The organism is Ruegeria sp. AM9 (assembly GCF_056540565.1).
Genome location: NZ_JBQFWY010000013.1, coordinates 48,176 through 68,595 on the forward strand (window position 1 = coordinate 48,176; position 20,420 = coordinate 68,595).

General features: G+C 61.0%; 22 protein-coding genes and 1 tRNA gene. 8 read left to right on the plus strand and 15 right to left on the minus strand.

Annotation, left to right across the window (positions count from 1 at the left end):
* Position 1 precedes the first annotated feature (1 nt).
* From ACR0DO_RS17150 to iolC, 4 genes are all read right to left on the minus strand, one after another.
* The gene (locus tag ACR0DO_RS17150; RefSeq protein WP_480560599.1) at positions 2–820 is read right to left on the minus strand and encodes a M48 family metalloprotease; all 819 of its coding nucleotides are present in this window, start codon (positions 818–820) and stop codon (positions 2–4) included.
* A gap of 74 nt (positions 821–894) precedes the next feature.
* Positions 895–1,734 carry a class II fructose-bisphosphate aldolase gene (locus ACR0DO_RS17155; protein ID WP_480560601.1) on the minus strand — a complete coding sequence of 280 codons (840 nt, stop codon included), beginning with the start codon at positions 1,732–1,734 and terminating at the stop codon, positions 895–897.
* A complete protein-coding gene (locus ACR0DO_RS17160; RefSeq protein WP_480560603.1) occupies positions 1,731–2,567 on the minus strand; it encodes a 5-deoxy-glucuronate isomerase in 837 nt (278 codons plus the stop codon). The genes ACR0DO_RS17155 and ACR0DO_RS17160 overlap by 4 nt, the downstream gene beginning before the upstream one ends.
* Positions 2,568–2,576: 9 nt before the next feature.
* Complete coding sequence (iolC, locus tag ACR0DO_RS17165; protein ID WP_480560605.1) at positions 2,577–3,557, minus strand: 5-dehydro-2-deoxygluconokinase; 981 nt, start codon at positions 3,555–3,557, stop codon at positions 2,577–2,579.
* A 112-nt stretch (positions 3,558–3,669) separates the two neighbouring features.
* Between iolC and ACR0DO_RS17170 the strand changes: the two genes are divergently transcribed.
* Together ACR0DO_RS17170 and ACR0DO_RS17175 are read left to right on the plus strand one after the other, a co-directional pair.
* Positions 3,670–4,773, plus strand: coding sequence for a Gfo/Idh/MocA family protein (locus ACR0DO_RS17170; RefSeq protein ID WP_480560607.1), 1,104 nt, complete (start codon positions 3,670–3,672; stop codon positions 4,771–4,773).
* A 36-nt stretch (positions 4,774–4,809) separates the two neighbouring features.
* Complete coding sequence (locus ACR0DO_RS17175) at positions 4,810–5,943, plus strand: Gfo/Idh/MocA family protein (RefSeq protein ID WP_480560609.1); 1,134 nt, start codon at positions 4,810–4,812, stop codon at positions 5,941–5,943.
* On the opposite strand, the gene ACR0DO_RS17180 is transcribed toward ACR0DO_RS17175, so the two are convergent.
* Positions 5,944–6,942 (minus strand): LacI family DNA-binding transcriptional regulator, encoded by a 999-nt coding sequence (locus ACR0DO_RS17180; protein WP_480560611.1) that lies wholly within the window; start codon positions 6,940–6,942, stop codon positions 5,944–5,946.
* A gap of 146 nt (positions 6,943–7,088) precedes the next feature.
* A tRNA-Val gene (locus ACR0DO_RS17185) sits at positions 7,089–7,164 on the minus strand.
* Between the two features lie 219 nt (positions 7,165–7,383).
* Here ACR0DO_RS17185 and modA point away from each other — a divergent pair.
* The 4 genes from modA (at position 7,384) to ACR0DO_RS17205 (ending at position 10,455) form a co-directional block, all read left to right on the plus strand.
* Positions 7,384–8,163 (plus strand): molybdate ABC transporter substrate-binding protein, encoded by a 780-nt coding sequence (gene modA / locus ACR0DO_RS17190; protein ID WP_480560613.1) that lies wholly within the window; start codon positions 7,384–7,386, stop codon positions 8,161–8,163.
* Between the two features lie 3 nt (positions 8,164–8,166).
* Entirely contained in the window at positions 8,167–8,859 is a 693-nt protein-coding gene (modB, locus tag ACR0DO_RS17195; protein ID WP_480560615.1) for a molybdate ABC transporter permease subunit, read from the plus strand.
* Positions 8,856–9,953: a molybdenum ABC transporter ATP-binding protein gene (gene modC / locus ACR0DO_RS17200; RefSeq protein WP_480560617.1), complete on the plus strand. Its 1,098-nt coding sequence runs from the start codon at positions 8,856–8,858 to the stop codon at positions 9,951–9,953. Before modB ends, modC begins: the two co-directional genes overlap by 4 nt.
* 94 nt (positions 9,954–10,047) lie before the next feature.
* Positions 10,048–10,455, plus strand: coding sequence for a hypothetical protein (locus tag ACR0DO_RS17205; RefSeq protein WP_480560619.1), 408 nt, complete (start codon positions 10,048–10,050; stop codon positions 10,453–10,455).
* 7 nt (positions 10,456–10,462) lie between these two features.
* On the opposite strand, the gene hemF is transcribed toward ACR0DO_RS17205, so the two are convergent.
* The 4 genes from hemF to clpS are packed head-to-tail and all read right to left on the minus strand — an operon-like array spanning position 10,463 to position 13,510.
* The gene (hemF, locus tag ACR0DO_RS17210; RefSeq protein WP_480560621.1) at positions 10,463–11,347 is read right to left on the minus strand and encodes an oxygen-dependent coproporphyrinogen oxidase; all 885 of its coding nucleotides are present in this window, start codon (positions 11,345–11,347) and stop codon (positions 10,463–10,465) included.
* A 5-nt stretch (positions 11,348–11,352) separates the two neighbouring features.
* Positions 11,353–12,153, minus strand: coding sequence for an SDR family NAD(P)-dependent oxidoreductase (locus ACR0DO_RS17215; RefSeq protein ID WP_480560623.1), 801 nt, complete (start codon positions 12,151–12,153; stop codon positions 11,353–11,355).
* A gap of 37 nt (positions 12,154–12,190) precedes the next feature.
* Entirely contained in the window at positions 12,191–13,156 is a 966-nt protein-coding gene (locus ACR0DO_RS17220) for a class I SAM-dependent methyltransferase (RefSeq protein WP_480560625.1), read from the minus strand.
* Positions 13,157–13,183: 27 nt separating this feature from the next.
* Positions 13,184–13,510, minus strand: a complete 327-nt coding sequence (gene clpS / locus ACR0DO_RS17225) for an ATP-dependent Clp protease adapter ClpS (RefSeq protein ID WP_421597090.1) — start codon at positions 13,508–13,510, stop codon at positions 13,184–13,186.
* Between the two features lie 114 nt (positions 13,511–13,624).
* On the opposite strand from clpS, the gene ACR0DO_RS17230 reads away from it, so the two are divergent.
* Together ACR0DO_RS17230 and ACR0DO_RS17235 are read left to right on the plus strand one after the other, a co-directional pair.
* Entirely contained in the window at positions 13,625–14,326 is a 702-nt protein-coding gene (locus tag ACR0DO_RS17230; protein WP_480560627.1) for an HAD family hydrolase, read from the plus strand.
* 280 nt (positions 14,327–14,606) lie between these two features.
* Positions 14,607–15,989: a D-alanyl-D-alanine carboxypeptidase family protein gene (locus ACR0DO_RS17235; RefSeq protein WP_480560629.1), complete on the plus strand. Its 1,383-nt coding sequence runs from the start codon at positions 14,607–14,609 to the stop codon at positions 15,987–15,989.
* A gap of 70 nt (positions 15,990–16,059) precedes the next feature.
* Here ACR0DO_RS17235 and ACR0DO_RS17240 read toward each other — a convergent pair whose 3' ends face one another.
* The 5 genes from ACR0DO_RS17240 to ACR0DO_RS17260 all read right to left on the minus strand — a co-directional run.
* The gene (locus ACR0DO_RS17240; protein WP_480560631.1) at positions 16,060–17,307 is read right to left on the minus strand and encodes a hypothetical protein; all 1,248 of its coding nucleotides are present in this window, start codon (positions 17,305–17,307) and stop codon (positions 16,060–16,062) included.
* Between the two features lie 151 nt (positions 17,308–17,458).
* Positions 17,459–18,220 carry a LamB/YcsF family protein gene (locus tag ACR0DO_RS17245; protein WP_480560633.1) on the minus strand — a complete coding sequence of 254 codons (762 nt, stop codon included), beginning with the start codon at positions 18,218–18,220 and terminating at the stop codon, positions 17,459–17,461.
* Positions 18,221–18,232: 12 nt separating this feature from the next.
* Complete coding sequence (locus ACR0DO_RS17250) at positions 18,233–19,231, minus strand: 5-oxoprolinase subunit C family protein (protein ID WP_480560635.1); 999 nt, start codon at positions 19,229–19,231, stop codon at positions 18,233–18,235.
* On the minus strand, positions 19,228–19,980 hold the full coding sequence (locus ACR0DO_RS17255; RefSeq protein ID WP_480560638.1) for a 5-oxoprolinase subunit B family protein: 753 nt from the start codon (positions 19,978–19,980) through the stop codon (positions 19,228–19,230). Before ACR0DO_RS17255 ends, ACR0DO_RS17250 begins: the two co-directional genes overlap by 4 nt.
* Before the next feature lie 240 nt (positions 19,981–20,220).
* On the minus strand, positions 20,221–20,420 hold a 200-nt coding region (locus tag ACR0DO_RS17260; RefSeq protein WP_480560640.1), incomplete at its 5' end, for a hypothetical protein.

Sequence of the window (20,420 nt, forward strand, 5' to 3'; positions counted from 1 at the left end):
ATCAAGGGGTTTTGATATGGTCTTGTCGGGCCTTGGCCTCTAACCATTTGATCAGGCGTTTTAGCAATGGCCTGAGAAACCAACCCACACAGCGACCGATACCGGTTAAGATCGGCCGCGCATTGCGCATCATCGCGCGGGCGTAGTTGTCCGCCTCTTGTTCCTGTTCTTCTACCTGACCACCTTCGCTGTGTTTGTGCACGTGGTGTCCGATTTCGTGGTAGAAGGTGATCTCGTCGTTCAGAGTTCCAAGCCACTTGATCAGGCCCTTGGGGCGGGTTGCAGGCGCCGTCAGCACTATGCCCGAGAAGAACAGGTTGTACTTGCCAAAGTAGTCAAGCTCGGGCCGCGCGGCGATTACGTCTATGCGGGTGACGTCCTCAAGAGACAGGCCTTTGGTTTTGCTCCAGCGCTGAAGGTTTCGAATGATGCGGAGCGGATCGGCGACGTCATCGGCAATAAACACCGGTATGTTCCCTGCCAATAAGGTCGACGGCGTGTCGCCCAGACGTTTTGCCATCAGGTCCAGTGTTCTGCGATGCACCGGGTGCAGTTTGAGTTTCCCAAGTCGGATAACTTCCTGTCGGAATGCGTCGGTATCCACTTCGCTCAGCAGTGCCAGCAGGACGCCAAGATACTTGGACAACGGACCCCGAGGGTTGTCCTGCCACGCCGAAGAGGCAAGCTTGTGCTGAATTTCCGGAACAGACGCCTTCGAATCCGCCAAAAGTGCGCGCCACGCGTTCCGCACAGTCTCGACATGGTCTGTCGAGATGCCCCGCAAAAGCCTGTTGATGTCGCGCGCAGCGTTTGTTTCCATGGATTTCGGTTATTCAGAGAATACGCCGAAATTATGGAAAACCTTTTGAAGGTATAGCGTTAGGTGTAACCGCGCTACCTCTGTGGTGGCGCGCCAAAGGCACGAATAACCGCGCGCGCAGCAGCTTCGACCGGGTCATGGGTCTCTTTCAGGATGGTGACGCGGTCGAACCTGTCAGGGTCACGGTTCACGGCCTCGCGCAGTGCGGCGCCGAAGGCCATGCGCAGCTCGGTCCCGATGTTGAACTTGCAGATCGAGGTCTCGCGGGCGAGGCGCTTGCGCTGCTCGACCGGCACGCCTGAGCCGCCATGGATCACCAGCGGCACATCGGTCATGGCGTCGATCTGGCGGATGCGGTCTTCGTCCAGACCCCCTTCCTTGTTCTGTTGCAGATGAACGTTGCCAACCGAAATCGCCATCGCGTCCACGCCGCTGTCCCGCGCGAATTGCGCGGCCTCGGCCGGATCGGTGCCGTTTGAACCCTCGCCACCGGAATAGCCGACAAAACCGATCTCACCCTCGCAGGAAATCCCGGCCGCGTGGGCCATCTCGGCAATTGCGGCGGTCTCATCGATGTTCTGCTGCAGCGGCTTGCGTGACCCGTCGAACATCAGCGACGTGAACCCGCTGTCGAGGGCAATCTTGCATTCCTCAAACGTATAGCCGTGGTCCAGATGGGCGACCACAGGGACCGAAGCGTTTTCGGCCAGATGGCGAAACATCTTGCCCAGAACGGGCAGCGGCGTGTGTTCGCGGCAGCTGGGGCCGGCCTGCAGGATCAGGGGTGCGTTTTCGGCCTCGGCCGCGGCCACATAGGCGCGCATGTCCTCCCAGCCCAATGTGACAAGGCCGCCAACGGCATAGCCTTGCTCATAAGCGGGGGTCAGGACGTCTTTCAGCGTGACGAGGGTCATTTGAATTTCGCGATCATGTCTTTGATGCCCGGAATGGTCTCGATCTGATAGGCATGGGTCGGTTGGAAATACTGCACCAGAGAGCGCTGGCTGAGACCGCCGAGGATGGTGAAATAGTACATCTCGTATCCCGGCAACACGCAGCAGGGGTGGTAGCCTTTGTCGATGCAGATCGTTGAGCCATCGACGATGTGATAGGCATCGCCCGGCTCATTATCCTCGCGCTGCAGCATCTGCAGACCCGACCCCCAGTTGGGTTTGAAACGGAAGTTGTAGGTCTCGTCGTGGCGGCTCTCATCCGGCAGGCGGTTGGTGTCGTGCTTGTGGCTGGGGAAGCCGGACCAGCCGCCCTGACCAACGGTGAACAGTTCACTCACCAGCAGGCGGCCGACCTTGTCGTGCTGTTTCTGGCCGAGGATGTGTTTGATTTTGCGATGGGTTTTGGTGTCGTCGCTGCCATATTGCACAAGGTCATGCTGGCGGACGTCAAAGGGTTCCAGCACCTTGTCGTACTTGGCGCCCGCGATGAACACCTCGGCCCCGTCCGAGACACAAACCATCCGCGCCTTGGCACCGACCGGGACGTAAGCACCTTCGGGTTCGCCATCCCAGACATCCTCGCTCCGGTTGCCCAGCTTGACGAATTGCACACCCTCGACGTCAATATCGACGCTGCCGGTGGCCGGAACGATGCAAGTTTCATAGCCCGGCACCTGATATTCGAACGCGTCACCGCGGCGCAGTTTGACGATGTTGAAATAGTTCAGCGGCACCGTGGGGTCGTCGGCATCGACGATGGGTTTGTTCTGATTGTCATAGGGCGCGATATGCATAAGAGCCTCCTATGTGGTCGGGCCGGGATGATCGGCAAGGAACGTGTCCAACTGCTGCGTCGTCGGCATCGCCTGGGCGCAGCCGGGTTGCGACACTACGATCGAGGCACAGGCCGAGCCGCGCATGACCGCGTCTTTTAGCGAATGCCCCGCGGCGATTGACGCCAGCAGACCGGCCATGAAACTGTCTCCGGCACCGTTGGGTTTAACGGCGGTGACAGGATAGATGCCGGTGTGGATCTCCTGACCGTCCACCAGCGTCACCGCACCCTGCTCACCTTTCTTGTAGATGACGATCCGGCCCGGCTTTTCGGCCAGTTCCCTGGCCTTGGCGAACCCCTTGTCGATGCCACCGGCCATGAAACCGAACTCTTCGTCATTGCCGACGATCAGGTCACTGGCTTCCCCGGCGCGCGACAGGACATCGGCGGCCACTTCGGGCGAAGGCCAGCTATAGGGGCGGTAATCGATGTCGAAGATTACGGGCAAACCGACTGCACGGGCATTGTCAAACGCGCGGAAGGTGGCGCTGCGTGAGGGTTCGGCAGCAAAGACGGTGCCCGCCGAGATCACGGCGGAGAAAGCCGAGTAATCGACCTTGTCCATGTCCTCTTCGGTGACCTGAAAGTCGACGGCTCCGTTGCGATAGATGACATTCTGGAAATTCTCGACCCGGCTTTCGTAGACGGCCAGCGACATGCGGTATTCGCCACCCACAACGCGGATATTGGACGTGTCGACACCATAGTGGCGCAGGCGATTCAGGCAGAATCGACCAATTGCATCATCCGAGACCGAGGTGACCAGAGACGCCTGGCTGCCCAGCTTGACCAATCCCGCGCATATATTGGCCGACGATCCGCCCAGATCGGCGTGGAACGTATCGGCATCTTCGCTTTTGACACCTATGGGATCGGCGAACATGTCCATGCCAGCGCGCCCGAACACGGCGAACCGGTTTCCTTTGATACCCTCTATCAAAGCGCTCACGTCATGTCCTCCGGCAAGCTGGGGTCGGCAAAGTTTGGACCTTGCGTTGAATCGATTCACACGATACTCATTTTGCAACCGGTTGCAAATAATATGTTCGGAGCCGCGACAGATGCCAGAAATCGGAATTGGAATCGTAGGCGGCGGCTATATGGGCAAGGCCCATTCGGTCGCCATGTCGGCAGTGGGGGCAGTGTTCAACACGGCGCTGCGCCCGCGTCTTGAGATGATCTGCGCCTCAAGCCTCGAAAGTGCCGAGCGGTATCGGGCGGCCTACGGGTTCCGCCGCGCGACCGAGGACTGGCGGGTGCTGATCAACGACCCGGCAGTCGAGGCCATCGTTATCGCCTCGCCCCAGAACACCCACCGCCAGATTGCGGAAGCGGCCTGTGCTCTGGGCAAGCCGGTGCTGTGCGAAAAACCGCTGGGCGCGTCGATGGCGGATGGTGCGGCGATGGTGGCAGCTGCCGAGGCGGCGGGTGTCACCAACATGGTCGGATTCAACTATGCCCGTACTCCCGCCACACAATATGCGCGCAAACTGATCGCCGAGGGTGAGTTGGGCGATATCACCTGGTTCCGGGGCGAGCACACCGAAGATTTCTATGCCGACCCCGAGGCCCCGGCCACATGGCGCACGACCGGAATGGCCAACGGCACCATGGGCGATCTGGCGCCGCATATGATCAACGGTGCGCTGGCGCTGATGGGGCCGATTGCTGAGGTCATGGCCGAGGTTGAAACCGTCCACCACACCCGCCCCGGTGGCACCGTGGACAATGACGATCAAGCGCAGATCATGTGCCGGTTCGAAAACGGAGCGATGGGCAATATCCATGTCAGCCGCGTCGCAACGGGCCGCAAGATGGGCTACGCCTACGAGATTTCGGGCACCAAAGGTGCGCTGCGATTTGATCAGGAAGACCAGAACGCCCTGTGGTTCTATCGCCACGAAGGCCCCGAGGCGCAGCGGGGCTTTACCAAGATCCTGACCGGCCCGGCGCATCCGGACTACGAACCCTTCTGTCAGGGTCCGGGCCACGGCACCGGATATCAGGACCAGATCATCATCGAGGCCAAGGATTTCCTGCAGGCGATCCATACCGGGCAGCCCATCTGGCCCACCTTCCACGATGGGCACGAGGTCAACCGTGTCGTCGCTGCAGCGCTGATGTCGTCACAGCAGCGGCAATGGCAAAATATCCGCGATTTCTGATCGCAAACGGCAAAACACGCAAGAGAGACAAATACCATGGCAAAGCTGAAATGGGGCATGATTGGTGGTGGCGAAGGCAGCCAGATCGGGCCTGCACACCGTCTGGGCGCGCAGGCGGACGGCATGTTCGAGTTTGCAGCCGGAGCCCTGGACCACCGCCCCGATGCGGGCCGGGACTACGCGCAGCGTCTGGGCGTCGCCGCCGACCGGGCCTATGGCGACTGGCAAGAGATGCTGGCCGGTGAAAAAGACCGCGCCGACCGGATTGATCTGGTGACGATTGCCACGCCGAACTCGACCCACTTCGAGATTGCCAAAGCGTTCCTTGAGGCCGGGTTCAACGTGCTCTGCGAAAAGCCGATGACCATGACTGTGGAAGAGGGCGAAGAGATCGTTCGCGTGGCCGAGGCCTCGGGCAAAATCTGCGCGGTGAACTACTGCTATTCCGCCTATCCGATGGTGCGGCAGGCCCGCGCGATGGTGCGGGCGGGCGATATTGGCAAGGTGCGTCTGGTCGTCACCAATTTCAGCCACGGCCACCACGGCGACGCCACCGACGCCGACAACCCGCGCGTGCGCTGGCGCTATGATCCGGCGATGGCGGGCGTCTCGGGCCAGTTCGCCGATTGCGGCATCCACGCACTGCACATGGCCAGCTTTATCTGTGATGACGAGGTCAAAACCCTGTCCGCCGACATGGCCTCGACCATTTCCAGCCGCGAGTTGGAAGACGACGCCATGATCAACTTCCGGATGGAGGGCGGCACGGTGGGTCGTCTGTGGACCTCATCGGTGGCCATCGGGCGGCAGCATGGTTTCGACATTCAGGTGTTTGGCGAAACCGGCGGTCTGCGTTGGGCTTCGGAACAGCCCAACCAACTGATCTACACCCCCGTTGGCGGCCGCACTCAGATCATCGAAAAAGGCGAGGGCGGCCTGCATGACGAGGTGCAGCGCCTGTCCCGCGTGGCCATTGCGCATCCCGAAGGGTTCCCGCTGGCCGTTGCGAACATTTATTGCGATCTGGCTGATGCGATCCGGGGTGAGGTCCGTGACGGTCTGCCCGGCGCGCCCGACGGAGTTCGCTCGATTGCTGCTGTGCACGCGGCCGTGGCGTCGGGCAAGGAAGATGGTGCTTGGAAAGACGCGCGTCCGCCGATGTTCCGTTGATCAGGGGCGGGTTCGCAGCGTGCCCCGCTCAATCACCCGGCAGGGGAATATCCGCGCCTCGGGATAGCGTTTGGGGTCTTTCAGCATCTCCTCGACCAGATCGACGGACGATGTGATGATCTGCTTGATTGGCTGATGAATGGTGGTCAGGTCGATGTTTTCCCACCGCGCCATCTCCATGTCGTTCAGACCAATGATGCCGACATCGGTGCCCGGTTTCAGCCCGTGATCGCGCAGGGCCGATAGTGCGCCGATGGAAAGAATATCGTCCCCGCAGAAATAACCTTCGGCCGGGGTTCCCGCCAGCAGGCGCAGCATCTCAGCGCGCCCGGCCTCAAAGGAATAGGCCCCGGCGAAAGAATGCGACACCTCAAGATCGGGGTGCTTATCAACCTCTTCCATGAAGCCGCGATATCGGTCCATGGCCGAGGTCGCGTCCTGCGGCCCGCCCAGATACCCCACCCGCCGATAGCCGCGCACCAGAAGTTCGCGCGCCGCCATGCGTCCGCATTCCACGTTGTCGATTCCCACCACATGCACCTCGGGCGAGGTGGCCGACCGGCCGAAGGTGTGTACCACCGGCACGCCTGCATCGTGAAACGCCTTGGCAAAGCTGGGCGGCAGGGTTGATGAGGCAACGATGGCTGCGTCCACCGAATACTGCCGCAACATCCGCACCGAATTGGCCGGTTCGGTTTCGTCCGTCAGGTTGACGATCAACGGCCGCAGCCCGCGTTCCTGCAGGGCGCGGGTAAATTGGTCGAATACTTCAAGGAAAATCGGGTTGTGAAAGTTGTTCGAGATCAGTCCGATCAGCTTGGTCCGCCCGGTGGTCAGCGACGAGGCCAGCGCATTGGGGCTATACCCCAGTTCTTTCGCGGCTTTTTCAACCTTGTTGCGGGTCTTGGCTGATACCGATGCACCCTCGGTGAAGGTGCGCGAAACGGCCGAGCGCGACACGCCCGCCAGGGCGGCGACGTCTTTCAGGGTGACACTCATGACTGGCGCCCGCAGATCGGGGAAAGGCTGACAAGCGAATTCATGGTGGAAATACTACGCGTCAACGGTCAAAACTTGCAATCGGTTGCAAGCGTCGGGTTCAAATTTCGCCGAGCCCGTGACATTTGCGCGATCTGAAAGGGGGATGGTGGGTGATGAGAGACTCGAACTCCCGACATCTTCGGTGTAAACGAAGCGCTCTACCAACTGAGCTAATCACCCGTGACGGTGCATGTAGCCAAGCCTGCGCGCGGGCGCAAGAGGGTCTGGCACAAATTCTTTGATGCAATGCCGGGTCAGGTGGATTTTGTTGATCCTGCCCCTCGTATATTGCGTTCCTTTTCCGCAGGCTGCGCCCTCGGCCATGGGAAAGGCGCTTGCGTGTCCTATGCGCCCTCAGATATCCCCGAAGGGACTGTAACCTTCCAGACGGGAGACCACATGATCCTGTCCCTTGCCCGCCGATGTGCAATCGCGGCCTTGGTGTTGGGCACTTTGACGCTGGCTCCGATCCGGGCCGGAGCGGGAGAGGTTTTGGTTTTCGCCGCCGCCAGCCTGAAAAACGCTCTGGATGAGATCGCGCCGATCTTCGAACAGCAAACGGGGCATGAGGTGACGGTGTCCTACGCGGCGTCATCCGTGCTGGCGCGGCAGATTCAGCTGGGGGCCCCTGCGGATCTGTTCATTTCGGCAAATGTGGACTGGATGGATGTTCTGCAGGATCAGAAAATGATCGATGCGGATTCGCGGGTGGATTTGCTGGGCAATGGGCTGGTTCTGATTGGGAATGCGGATCTGGATCAGATCGGTCGTATGCAGCCGGATGTTGATCTGTCTGCAATACTGGGCAGCGGTCATCTGGCGATGGCGCTGGTCGATGCGGTGCCGGCGGGGATTTACGGCAAGGCGGCGCTGCAGAAACTGGGGCTGTGGGAGGATGTGCAGACCAGGATCGCGCAAACCGACAATGTCCGCGCGGCGCTTGCGCTGGTTGCGGCAGGTGCCGCGCCGCTGGGGATCGTCTACCAGTCGGATGCGCAGGTCGAAAACCGGGTTCAGGTCGTGGCCTCGTTCCCGCCCGATCTGCATCCGCCGATCATTTACCCGGCAGCGGTGACCGCGTCCGGCACAGTCGAAGCACGGGCGTTTCTGGATCACCTGCAATCGGACGCGGCCCGGGAAGTTTTTACAGAACAGGGCTTTGCCCTGCCGGGGCGCTGACGGATGGGATGGTTAGGACCGGCAGAGCTTGAGGCGCTCAGACTGTCGTTGCGCGTGTCCTTCTGGGCGACGCTGGTAACCTTGCCGTTTGGCATTTTCGTGGCCTACGCGCTGGCCCGCTGGCGGTTTCCCGGTCGTCAGCTGCTGAACGGGCTGGTGCACCTGCCTCTGATTCTGCCGCCGGTGGTGACCGGGTATCTGCTGCTGCTGACCTTTGGCATCCAGGGGCCGCTGGGCAAGCTGCTGGCCGAGTTCGGCATCGTCGTGGCCTTTCGCTGGACCGGCGCGGCGCTGGCGGCGGGGATCATGGCCTTTCCGCTGATGGTGCGCGCCATTCGCCTGTCGATCGAGGCGGTAGACCCTAAGCTGGAGCAGGCCGGGGCAACTTTGGGCGCGTCGCGCCCCTTCGTCTTTGCCACCGTCACTTTGCCGATGATCCTGCCCGGTGTGATCGCCGGTGCCATCCTTGCCTTTGCCAAAGCGATGGGAGAGTTCGGGGCCACGATCACCTTCGTCTCGAACATCCCCGGCCAGACCCAGACCCTGCCCTCGGCGGTCTATGCTTTCCTGCAGGTGCCGGGAGGCGAAAGCGCGGCGACTCGGCTGGTGGTAGTCTCGATCATTATCGCGATGGGGGCACTGTTGCTGTCGGAATATGTTGGCCGCCGCGCCGCAGCCAGGGTGTCCGGGTCATGAGCCTGTCCGTCCGCCTGCAGCACGATCTGCCCGACCTCGCGCTAGACCTCAGCTTTGACGCGCCCTCGGGGGTGACGGTTCTGTTCGGGCGGTCCGGGTCGGGCAAGACCACCGTGGTCAACGCCGTGGCCGGGTTGCTGCGTCCCCAGGCCGGGCGTGTGGCCGTCGACGGGTGGGAGCTGTTCGACATCGAGCAGAACCACTGGCTGCCACCGCATCGCAGGCGCTTGGGTTATATCTTTCAGGAAGGCCGCCTGTTCCCGCATCTGACCGTGCGGCAGAACCTGTCCTATGGCCGCTGGTTCGCGCCGAAACGCGCGCGGCGCGAGGACCCGGATAAGGTGATCGAGATGCTGGGTATCGGCCATCTTCTGGAGCGCCGCCCTGCGGGCCTGTCGGGCGGGGAAAAGCAGCGTGTCGCCATTGGCCGCGCCCTGCTGGCCAGCCCGCGCCTCATTCTGGCCGATGAACCCTTGGCTGCGCTGGACGACGCGCGCAAGGCTGAGATCCTGCCCTATTTCGAACGGCTGCGGGATGAGGTCTCGGTGCCAATTCTCTACGTCACGCATTCCGCGGCCGAGGTCGCGCGGCTGGCGACCTCGGTGGTTGCGCTTCAGGACGGCAAGGCGGTGCGGCATGGCCCGGCGTCCGAGGTGATGGCCGATCCGTCGATCGCCCCGGCCGGGGTTCGCGCCGTGGGGGCGGTGCTGAATGTGCGGGTCCGGGATCATCACGCCGATGGGCTGACCGAACTGGATGCCGGCGGCGCGCGCCTGTTCCTGCCACGCATCCCGCATCAGGTGGGGGAAGAGCTGCGCATCCGCATTCCTGCGCAAGAGGTCATCCTGTCCAACAAACGGCCCGAGGGGCTTTCGGCCCTGAACATGCTGGAAGGCGCGGTCGATACGATCCGTGCGGGCGAGGGGCCGGGGGCGATCGTCTCGGTCCGTACCCCGGCTGGGCCGGTATTGGCCCGCGTCACCCGCCGCTCGGTCGAGGCGCTGGGACTGGAGCCGGGCAAGCCCTGTTATGCGGTGATCAAGACGGTTGCCCTGGCACCGCAGGACGTCGGCGGTCGGCTGAGCACCCGCTGAGCCCAAAACAAGGGGCAGAGTGCTCCGACTTTACTCATCCCCTGCGTCGGCTATCATCCTAGGCGAAAAGCGATTGCGTTTGAGGATAATAACCATGCGGTTTTTCAAGCTATTTGGCGCAGCGGCGTTGGTTCTGTTGCCGGGCATAGCCCAGGCTGTTGGGTTCGGTCTGCAGGTCAGGCCCCAGTTTCGAACGGAAATCACACCGGTGCAGAACGGCGTTTATGCGGTGAAAGCGATCGGGTCGTCAGCGCCGGTCAACTACTGGTGCGGGATCGGGGATTTCGCCATTCGGACCTTGGGAGTCCCCAACTCTCAGCGCATCTATATCTTCAAAGCCTACGAACCAGGTGTGCGGACGGTGCAGTTTTCCCTGACACCACCTCCGGGTGCCGACACCAAGCCGGGATATTCCGTAACGGTCAAACGGGTCGGAGCGAACATGTCAGCGGTTCAGGCTCAGAACTACTGCTACGACAACTTCATGGATTTCAATTTCTGAGCGCGCGTCAGACCCACTTTGCCATTGGCGGCAGGCTCATCAGCACCGCATCCGGATCGTGGCCGGTTTCCAGCCCGAACTTGGTGCCCCGGTCGTAAACCAGATTGTATTCGGCATACAGGCCGCGATGCACCAGTTGGGTGTTCTTGTCGTTGTCGTCAAAAGCCTGAACGCGGCGATTTTTGACCAAGGGCAGGAAGGCAGGCAGGAAGGCCCGGCCGATATCCTGCGTCAGCGCAAAATCTGCGGCCCAGTCGCCGGTACAGTAATCATCCATGAAAATGCCGCCGACCCCACGGGCGCGTTTGCGGTGCGGGATGAAGAAATACTCGTCAGCCCATTTCTTGAGGCGCGGATAATGCCCCGGCCCGTGCGGGTCCAGATGCGCCTTTTGCGTGGCGTGGAAATGGGCGGTGTCGTCATCATACTCGATACAGGGATTCAGGTCCGACCCACCGCCGAACCACCACGCGTGCGGGGTCCAGAACATGCGGGTGTTCATATGCACCGCCGGAACATGCGGGTTCTGCATATGCGCAACCAGCGAGATGCCCGAGGCCCAGAAACGCGGATCATCTGCCATGCCCGGAATACCCTTGCGCGCGGCCATGGCTTGCTGCGCGCGGGCGCCAAGCGTGCCGTAAACGGTCGAGATATTGACGCCGACCTTTTCGAACACGCGTCCGCCGCGCATCACCGACATCAACCCGCCGCCCGCGTCCGAGCCGTCTTCGGACTGGCGCGTGGTTTCCTTGACTTCGAACCGACCAGCAGGGGCATCCGAAAACGGTCCGGTGTCGTGGCTGTCTTCCAGCGCTTCGAACGCGGTGACGATTTCATCACGCAGTTGGCGGAACCAGGTAGAGGCGGTGGTTTTTTCGGTATCGAACATGGGGATCAGTGGGCCGGGGCTGCGACGGGGTCCAGCAGGGTGCGGCCGCCGTCAATGGTCAGGATTTGTCCGGTGATGAACCCGGCAGCGTCCGAGGCCAGATACTGCGCCGTCTCGGTCAGTTCGGTGGGTGCTGCGATCCGGGCCAGTGGGGTGTGCTTTTCGATATCGTCGCGGAAATCGCGGTTCTCTTTCAGAGTGGATTGCAGCGAGGCGCTCATCACTGACCCCAGCGCGATCGAGTTTACCCGGATACGGTTCGGGGCCAGCGCCACCGCCAGCGAGCGGGTCATCTGATCCAGTGCGGCGGTTGATACGGAATAGGCCATCAGGTCAGGGTGCGTGCGCCGGGCGGCAATCGAGGACAGGTTGATGATCGACCCGGCCGGGTTTTCGTTTTCGTCACCGGCCTGTTTGATCATCCGTTTGGCGACCAGTTGGCTCAGCCGCAGGGCGGGCATCAGGTTCTGGTTCAGCAGGGTGCGCACCGAGTCATCGTCGGTATCCAGCGGATCGGAGGGGATCACCTGCCGTGCGCCGTTGATCAGGATGTCCACCTGATCGAACGCGTCGATGGTGGCCGACAGCAGATTGGCGATGGTCAGTTTTTCGCGCAGGTCACCGGCGAAGAACCGGATGTTGCTGTCATCGGCCTGCTCGCCCAGTTCTTCTGTCAGCCGTTTTTCGTCCATATCGGCAAACATCACATTGGCGCCCGCATCGGCAAAGTGGCGCCCGATTGCCAAGCCAACGCCATTGGCCCCACCGGTCACGATTGCGGTTTTGCCAGCTATGGAAAAGGACATGCGTAAACTCCTGAGTTGCGGCGCAGGTTAGCCGGGATCACCGCCGAGGGCGAGAGGCATGAAAGACCTTGAACCGATTGTCGCCGGTCACTTCCTCAACATGGGCAAAAGCGCCAGTCAAAGCGGCCTCGTAGGGCAAATGACGGTTCGCTACCATCCACAGAGAACCGTTGCGGGTCAGGTTCTTGGCAGCCGACCGGATGAAGCCTTGCCCCAGCTCCGGTTCGGCGCTGCGGCCGGTGTGGAAGGGCGGGTTCATTACCACCGTGTCGATGGGCTCAGACGCACGCCAGGTCACCGCATCGGCCCAGTGAAACTGAGCACGCGGGTCGGCCACATTGGTGCGGGCACAGGTCAGGGCGGTGTGGTAGGCCTCGACCAGATGCAGGGATTTCAGGCCCGCAGCCTGCAGCAGCCCGGCAGAGAGGTATCCCCAACCCGCGCCAAGGTCTGCGACTCGGGCACCCAGCTTGCTGGGCAACGCCGTCAGCAACAGCGCCGAAGCCGGATCGATGCCATCCGCGGAGAACACCCCCGGCGCAGTCCGATAGCCGTCGGCTGTCTGGTGCTCGGGTGCGGCCCAATCCGCAAAGGCCTGCGGGTCCGACTGGAACCAGAAGATCTTGCCATGCGCCTTCGAGATCGGCCCCTCGATCGAAACGCGCTTGCGGATGTCTTTCAGCAGGCTGTCGACGCCATCGGTCTTGGCCCCGTCCACCACAACAACTCCGCTGGCGCGGGCGCAGGCCTGATGCACCATTGAACGGGCCAGCGCCTTGGCGCGGGGCAGGAACACGATGGCTTCCTGACAGGGCGTGTTCGCCTCTGCCACGACCGCGAACCCCTGATTGGCGAAGTGATCGTGAAACGGTTTGAACGGCTGCACCACCTGCGTTTCGCGCGGCAAGGCCGACAGGTCACTGGCTGTGGTCGGCCCAAACACCGTCAACGGTTGCGACAGCGAAAGGCCGCTTTGCAGGGCAAGATCAAGACGAGGGGACATGAGCGATATCGAAAGAGCAGCGCGGGCTTACTCTTCCCGCTCCATGGTGCATTGCAGGGGATGCTGATGCCGGCGGGCAAAATCCATGACCTGCCCCACTTTGGTTTCGGCGATCTCGTGGCTGAACACGCCCACGACCGCGACGCCTTTCTTGTGGACGGTCAGCATGATCTCGAACGCCTGTGCGTGGGTCATGCTGAAGAACCGCTCCAGCACATGCACCACGAATTCCATCGGGGTGTAGTCGTCATTCAGCAGCAGAACCTTGTACAGCGGTGGGCGCTTGGTCTTGGGGCGCGTCTGCACCAGGACAGACGAATCCGCATCATCGTCGTCCTCCGGTTTGTCAGACATGATCCATTGGTGTTCAAGCATCGCGTTCTACTGTCCGATTCAGGCTTCGGTTTATCTGTGCGCTTATATAACGTCGTACCGGCCAGAGAAAAGAGCCAGCAGGACGTATTCGACATGGGTCAAAACCTTACCACAATCGGCTTTGATGCGGATGATACTTTGTGGCACAACGAGCGTTTTTTTCAGCTCACGCAGTCTCATTTCACCGATTTGCTGGCCGATCATGCCGAAAAGGACCATCTGTTGGAGCGGCTTCTGGCGGCCGAAAAGCGCAATATCCGGCATTACGGATACGGCATCAAAGGCTTTACCCTGTCGATGATCGAAACCGCGATCGAGGTGACCGAGGACCGGGTTCCAGCCTCGGTCATTCGCCAATTGGTCGAAGCCGGTCAAGAAATGCTGGCCCATCCGATCGAGCTGCTGCCCCATGCGCGCGAGGCGATCGAGGGCGTGACGGCGACTCATCAGGTGGTGCTGATCACCAAGGGCGATCTGATCGATCAGGAACGCAAACTTGCGCAGTCCGGGTTGGGTGAGCTGTTCGACGGGGTCGAGATCGTATCCGAGAAGACGCCGCAGACATACCGGCAGATTTTCGACCAGTATGAGGGCGGACCTGCCTCGGCGATGATGGTCGGCAATTCGATGCGGTCCGATGTGGTGGCCCCGATTCAGGCCGGGTGCTGGGGCGTGTATGTGCCGCATGGGCTGGTCTGGGAGGTCGAACACGCCGAAACGCCGTCGGAAAACCCACGATACCGTGAGTTGCAGGACTTGGGTCAGCTCACGGGCCTTGTTCAGCAGCTTGGCTGATGTTGCCGAATGGTCTCAGTTTCGAAAATTCGGTACGGTGTGGCGGCATTTTCTGGTCATATTCATGGATGTGGTGGGGCAGGGCGCGTGTTCGGCCATATGTTGTATGCCATCCGAAGCGTAACCAAATAGCGATTTGACGAGCTTTTGGTTTATTTCATTGGGTCGCTGTGCTAGCCTCTAAAGCAATAAAATAATTACAAGCTGACCGGGAAAACCCGGCGGCCCGAGGTAGACAGAGGCAAAGATCGTGCAGGTTCGGCGGACAGTTCCGGCCCGAATGGGCTTATTCCTTATAGCATTCTTGTGGCTGCTCTCCTTTGCGCCGTTGCAAGGGGTGGCTGCGCCCTATGCGGCAATGGTGATTGATGCACGGACCGGAGAGGTGCTGCACTCGCGCAATGCCGACACACGGCTGCATCCGGCTTCGCTGACCAAGATGATGACGCTCTACATCGCGTTCGAGGCGGTGCGGAACGGTGAGATTGACTTGGATACGCAGGTTCGTATCACCAAGAAAGCCGCGTCCGAGCCGCCCTCGAAACTGGGTTTGCGCACGGGCCAGAGGATTGCCTTTCGCTATCTGATCCGCGCGGCTGCGGTGAAATCGGCCAATGATGCCGCCACCGCCATTGGCATCGCCATCAGCGGGTCCGAGGCCGCCTTTGCCCGCCGCATGACCCGCACAGCCAAGGCGATGGGCATGAGCCGCACCACGTTCAAGAACGCACACGGTCTGACAGAATCGGGGCACATGTCCACCGCACGGGACATGACCACGCTGGGCCGTCACCTGCTGTATGATTACCCGCAGTACTACAACCTGTTCTCGCGGCAATCGACCAATGCCGGGATCAAGACGGTTCCGAACACGAACCGTCGCCTGCTGGCCGCCTATAAAGGCGCGGATGGGATCAAAACCGGTTACACCCGCGCTGCGGGCTTCAACCTTGTGGCTTCGGCAAAGCGCAAGGATGAACGGATCATCGCCACAGTGTTTGGCGGCAAATCCGGTGCATCGCGCAACGCCAAAGTGGCCGAACTGCTGGACATGGGCTTCCGCCGTGCACCATCGCGGGCACCAATCCGCAAACCGGCCCGTCCGGCCTATGCCGGGAATGCTGGGCTGGGTGCAACGGTTGCGGCCGTGACAGGCGCGCCGAAAACCAGCCTGCGGCCGGTGCTGCGCCCCGGACCGGGCGCCGCCGTACAGGTGGCCGGCACCGTTGCCGCCACCGCCGCCGAGAACGGCGCGCGCATTCAGGACGGGATCGCGGCGGCCATCGCGGCTGCGGATATCCAGACTGCAACCGACGACACAACGCGGCCAGCCGCACGTCCGGAAAATCTGGTTCTGGCATCGACCGATCCGAACGTGCAGCCCGAGCCCGAACAGGAAATTGTTACCCGCCTGTCCACATCCGGCGGGCATTTGTGGGGCGTCAATGTGGGCCGCTATACCACCCGATACGAGGCCGAGAAGGTTTTGCTGAAAACCGCCCTGTCGGAAATGACCACTCTGGAAGGTACCCTGCGCAAGGTGAACCAAAGCTCGCGCGGGTTCGAGGCGACGTTTCAGGGCATGACCCGCGAACAGGCTGATCTGGCCTGTCGCAGGCTTCAGGCCCGCAATGTCACATGTTTCATGATCGGACCGTCATAAGATCCGACATATTCTCTCCTGAATGGGTCTGGGCTGCGAGGAAACTCGCAGCCTTTTTTGTCGGAACGCCTCAGTCGAACACATGCCCGTGCTGGTACTGTTCATCCTGCCCCGCAGCGGCGGTCAGCGCGGCCACGTTATCCTTGGTGAAGAAGCCGTCATAGTGGTGGCAGCGTTCGATATACTCGGTGATCAGCAACGTGTTCTTTGAGTGTTTCGAGAATATCTGTTTCAGGTTCGGGTCGTCTTTGCATTCACCCACCACATGCGCCAGGAACGGCACGCCCTTGTCCTTGAGCGTATTGACCACGAAATCGACATTCTTTTCGCCTGCGTTGTGATCGCCATCCTGAATCTCGACGGCCATGTGATGCAGGCGGCGGCCGAAGTTGCGGACAAAATCCTCGGTCGGCATCGGCAACTGCTCGAAGGAATTGACGAAAGAAGGCGTGTTGTTTGCGGTGAAGACCTTGGCGGGTGACTTCTTGTCATCATCCACATTGGCGTTGCGGTTCACATTGGTTGACGAGTTCATGTCGAAGATGTTGTACGCCCCCCAGAAATAATAAGGCACCATGGTCAGGAACTCTAGGATCGCATCCTCACGCTCACCGGCCAGAATGCGGGTGGCAAGGTGGTCGATGCCCAGCATCAGGGGTGAGATCTTGCTGTCCGATCCAAAAGCGGCGGCCTGATCCAGCTGCGCCTGTTCCGCATCGCTCAGCAAAACGCGATCCCCCAGCCCCAGGCTGTCGGAGTCGTTGAAATCCAGCGTGGAATACCCAACCCGGTTGCAGGTGAAATCCGACGGGGTGGTGAAACGGAACCCTTCCTGCGTGTAGAACGGATTCTCGGTATCGCCTTTATACTCAAAGCGGATGTTCTGGGCTTCGAGTGTCTTGGTCAGGGTCTTCAGATCGGTCGCCCCGTAAATCTCTCCGACATAGCGGGTCTGCGGCGTGTTGCGCGCCAGCGGGTACATGCGGTTGATGCGCGGGATGAAATCCTCAAAACCGGGGTTCAGCGGGGCCATCACGATCATGGCCGGGTAATCGGAATGCGAATGCAGGACCGAGAATTTGTGGGTCTGGCCCATATAGGTTGCCGTGTGACGATACGGGGTCATCACATAAAGCTCGATCAGCGTATCGAACAGCGCCGTGGTTTCCACCTGCATGACGATCGCCCGCATCGGTCCGACCTGATCGGCCACGCCCGAACTGGTGCGCCGTTCGTAGATCATTGGCAGGTACTCGTTGAAGAAGTCCGAGTTCTTCTTGTCCCCGCGGGGTTGGTAAGACATCAAATCGAAAGACATTAAGACACCTCCTTGCGCATACCCGGCGGCAGTCGGGCGTGGCCTTGCCTGGATTTCCAATAATCAGAACATGCACTTGCAGGCATGCTAGGGGCAGAAAACCAAGCGGGCAACAGTAAGAAGATGAGGTGCCGGTCTTACATCCGCATGGCTATCGGGTGAATTTCGCCACCTCAACGCCGCCGGCGATCAGGTTCTTACGCACCGACCGGGCGATTTCGACTGCCGTAGGGCCATCGCCGTGCAGACAGATCGTGTCGATCGAGGTCTCCAACCGTTTGCCGGATTCGGTAATGATCGCGCCCTCGCGGACCATGTTCAGGATGCGGGGCCCGGCCAGTTCAGGGTCGTGGATGACCGCGCCCGGCAGGCTGCGATCCACCAAGGTACCGTCATCATTATAGGCGCGGTCCGCAAATATCTCTCCGACCCATTTGCAGCCCAGCTCGCGTGCGGCCTCTTCCTGTTTGGTGACGGCCAGAACCATGACGATGATGTCCGGGTCCACGTCCAGCGCGCCCTGATAGCAAGCCCGCGCCATGCCGATATCGGCCGAGCACATGTTTGCCAGTGCGCCGTGCAGTTTCAGGTGCCGGACTTCGGTGCCGACCGCCTTGGCCATCCCAATCGCTGCGCCCAGTTGATAGCGCACCAGATTGCGCAGGTTGTCATGCGGCACTTTCATATTGCGTCGACCAAACCCTTGCAGGTCGGGAAAGCCGGGATGCGCGCCGATGCCCACCCCATTCTCGGCCGCCAGTGTCATCGTCTGTGCCATCACGTCCGGGTCGCCTGCGTGAAAACCGCAGGCTATGTTGGCCGAGGTGATGATCTTCAGCAGGCTCTCATCATCGCCCATCGTCCATGGGCCAAAGCTCTCCCCCATATCGGCATTCAGATCGACGCTGGGCATCGGCAACACTCCTTACTCGGTGGCAGAGATCATTCCGCCGATCAATTGGTAGGACAACAAGTCCGGTATGTCATGCGGGTCACGCACCAGAGGAGCGACCCGCGCCCGCAGCCGAGACAGATCGGCCAGATAGGCCGCGTGCAGGGCGACGGCTTCGTCCATCGTCACGAATTTGAACCGTATCTGACCGCTCGCCGGGGTCTGCGCCGCGCGGGGCAGGTCACAGGGCAGGACGGTGGCGATGCGGGGGTAGCCTCCGGTGGTCTGGCATTCGGGCAGAAGGATAAAGGGGTTGCCGGTGCCGGTCATCTGGATGTCGCCGGGAGTGATAACCTCGGACAGGATGTTCAACTGACCTTTGGCAGCAAAGCCTTCACCATCGCTGTCCAACTGCATTCCCATTCGGTTCGCCCGCGCCCCGCGCCGGAACACGGTCCGGGTAAACCGATCCAGCGTGTCCTGATCGAACAGGGGGGTCTGAAAGCTGGCGACCACGCGCAGGGTGCCTCCGGCGAACCGTTGATCGGGTTGCAGCTTCATGCCGACACTGCCCGAGTGTGGGTTGGTCGGCAGCATGTCACCCGCCTGCACCGCGCGCCCGACCTTTGCGGTCAGGTGGGTCGAGCGTGACCTCAGAAAAAGTGGCGCATCGATCCCGCCTTTGACATGCAGATAACCATAGGTTCCCTGCATCACCGCACCGATGGTCAGCCTCTGTCCGGCCTCCAGAGTATGAGACGCGTTCCAGACAATCGGACTACCGTCGATATTCGCCTGCATCGGCGCGCCGGTCAGGGCGATGCTGACCGGCTGAGTGGCCTCGAACGTGCCGCCCATGCCTGCCATTTCCAAGGCGGCGCAATCCGGGCCTTGTCCCAACAGTGCCGCACCTTCATGCAGGGCCAGCTGATCCGCCGCGCCGGACCGCGACAGGCCCTGATCCAGATACCCCGTGCGCCCCTGATCCTGTACCGTGCAGGCGGGGCCGATCTGATGCACCAGTAGGCTCATGTCGGAATCTCCGTACAGGTCGCCCCGCCTGTGCTGTCCCTGGTCGCGCGGATGGCTTCCAACTCGTCCCGGCTGATCGGGAGGAATTGCATTTCATCCCCGGGACGCAGAGCAAAGCTCTGTTCCGCTTCGGGACGGAAACACCGAAACGCGGTCTGGCCCACATGCCGCCACCCGGTGGGGGTCGGCCCCGAAAACAGCACGAATTGCGAGATCGCCAGAACCAGTGCCCCCTCGGGTACCATCGGGGTCAGTTCCTTGAGGCGCGGAATGTTGAACTCAGGCCCCAATGGGCCGAGATAGGGCTGGCCGGGCGCAAATCCGATGGTCAGGACACGTACGCGCGTGTTGCTCAGGCGTTTGATGGCCTCGGCGGGTGATAGCCCCGCTGCGGCGGCGGCCTCATCCAATTGCGGGGCAAGCGCGCCGCCATAGACGGTCGGCACCTGCCACAGACGCCGCCCGGCGGGCAGGGGGGCCTGATACCAATCATGCTCCTGCAGCATCTGTTCTAGGTTCGCTTGGATTTCCGCGTGTGGCAATCGAAGTGGATCAAATCGGACATAGGCCGAAGCAAGAGAGGCCGAAGTCTCAACCACGCCATCCCGGTTCTGAGAGTCGACAGCATTACGAAACGCAAGAGCGGCGCGATTGGAGGATTCCGCCATCGTATTACCAAACGAAATCAGCAGACCGTCCAGTCCAACGGTTCGTATACGCGGGAAAGGGGCAGCCTGCCTGGGTGTCATATCATAGTGCGTTTGGTCATTTCTTTGCGGCGAGGTGATCTTATCCCGGGCCAATGCGCAAGCCCCGGGTGCGGGTCCGGACCGCTTTCTAGCTCTTAAAAGCGACTCGAGTCGGGAAAAACGGTCGAAAAATGAATCGGTTTTGGGCGACCGAGTCGGGTTGGCCTTGTGGGTGGTGTGGAAGGACTCACTATATATGGGGTGAGTGTGGGTGCGACCGGGTCGTGGCTTTGTGGTGGATCACCGGATTTGGGGTATGTCGGCAGCGACCTTCCTGCTGGAGAAGCCGTCAAGGCATTGAAAAAAAATGAAAAATAATAAAACCGCAAAAAATTCGCGCAGGATGTGATTTTCTGCTTGCGGAGGTGTGTGGTTATACTTAGAACCCCCTTCACCGGCGCTGCTGAGGCGGTGCTGACGGGTCGGAGAGACGGCCTGAC

Bases quoted from the DNA above. Each gene is read 5' to 3' on its own strand.
- hemF (WP_480560621.1), bottom strand. From the start codon at position 11,347: ATGTTCGATACCGAAAAAACCACCGCCTCTACCTGGTTCCGCCAACTG.
- ACR0DO_RS17180 (WP_480560611.1), bottom strand. From the start codon at position 6,942: ATGAGTGTCACCCTGAAAGACGTCGCCGCCCTGGCGGGCGTGTCGCGC.
- ACR0DO_RS17240 (WP_480560631.1), bottom strand. From the start codon at position 17,307: ATGTCTTTCGATTTGATGTCTTACCAACCCCGCGGGGACAAGAAGAAC.
- clpS (WP_421597090.1), bottom strand. From the start codon at position 13,510: ATGTCTGACAAACCGGAGGACGACGATGATGCGGATTCGTCTGTCCTG.
- ACR0DO_RS17205 (WP_480560619.1), top strand. From the start codon at position 10,048: ATGCGGTTTTTCAAGCTATTTGGCGCAGCGGCGTTGGTTCTGTTGCCG.
- ACR0DO_RS17220 (WP_480560625.1), bottom strand. From the start codon at position 13,156: ATGTCCCCTCGTCTTGATCTTGCCCTGCAAAGCGGCCTTTCGCTGTCG.
- ACR0DO_RS17150 (WP_480560599.1), bottom strand. From the start codon at position 820: ATGGAAACAAACGCTGCGCGCGACATCAACAGGCTTTTGCGGGGCATC.
- ACR0DO_RS17170 (WP_480560607.1), top strand. From the start codon at position 3,670: ATGCCAGAAATCGGAATTGGAATCGTAGGCGGCGGCTATATGGGCAAG.
- ACR0DO_RS17245 (WP_480560633.1), bottom strand. From the start codon at position 18,220: ATGCCCAGCGTCGATCTGAATGCCGATATGGGGGAGAGCTTTGGCCCA.
- modA (WP_480560613.1), top strand. From the start codon at position 7,384: ATGATCCTGTCCCTTGCCCGCCGATGTGCAATCGCGGCCTTGGTGTTG.
- ACR0DO_RS17230 (WP_480560627.1), top strand. From the start codon at position 13,625: ATGGGTCAAAACCTTACCACAATCGGCTTTGATGCGGATGATACTTTG.
- ACR0DO_RS17235 (WP_480560629.1), top strand. From the start codon at position 14,607: ATGGGCTTATTCCTTATAGCATTCTTGTGGCTGCTCTCCTTTGCGCCG.
- ACR0DO_RS17255 (WP_480560638.1), bottom strand. From the start codon at position 19,980: ATGACACCCAGGCAGGCTGCCCCTTTCCCGCGTATACGAACCGTTGGA.
- ACR0DO_RS17160 (WP_480560603.1), bottom strand. From the start codon at position 2,567: ATGCATATCGCGCCCTATGACAATCAGAACAAACCCATCGTCGATGCC.
- ACR0DO_RS17250 (WP_480560635.1), bottom strand. From the start codon at position 19,231: ATGAGCCTACTGGTGCATCAGATCGGCCCCGCCTGCACGGTACAGGAT.
- modB (WP_480560615.1), top strand. From the start codon at position 8,167: ATGGGATGGTTAGGACCGGCAGAGCTTGAGGCGCTCAGACTGTCGTTG.
- ACR0DO_RS17155 (WP_480560601.1), bottom strand. From the start codon at position 1,734: ATGACCCTCGTCACGCTGAAAGACGTCCTGACCCCCGCTTATGAGCAA.
- modC (WP_480560617.1), top strand. From the start codon at position 8,856: ATGAGCCTGTCCGTCCGCCTGCAGCACGATCTGCCCGACCTCGCGCTA.
- ACR0DO_RS17175 (WP_480560609.1), top strand. From the start codon at position 4,810: ATGGCAAAGCTGAAATGGGGCATGATTGGTGGTGGCGAAGGCAGCCAG.
- ACR0DO_RS17215 (WP_480560623.1), bottom strand. From the start codon at position 12,153: ATGTCCTTTTCCATAGCTGGCAAAACCGCAATCGTGACCGGTGGGGCC.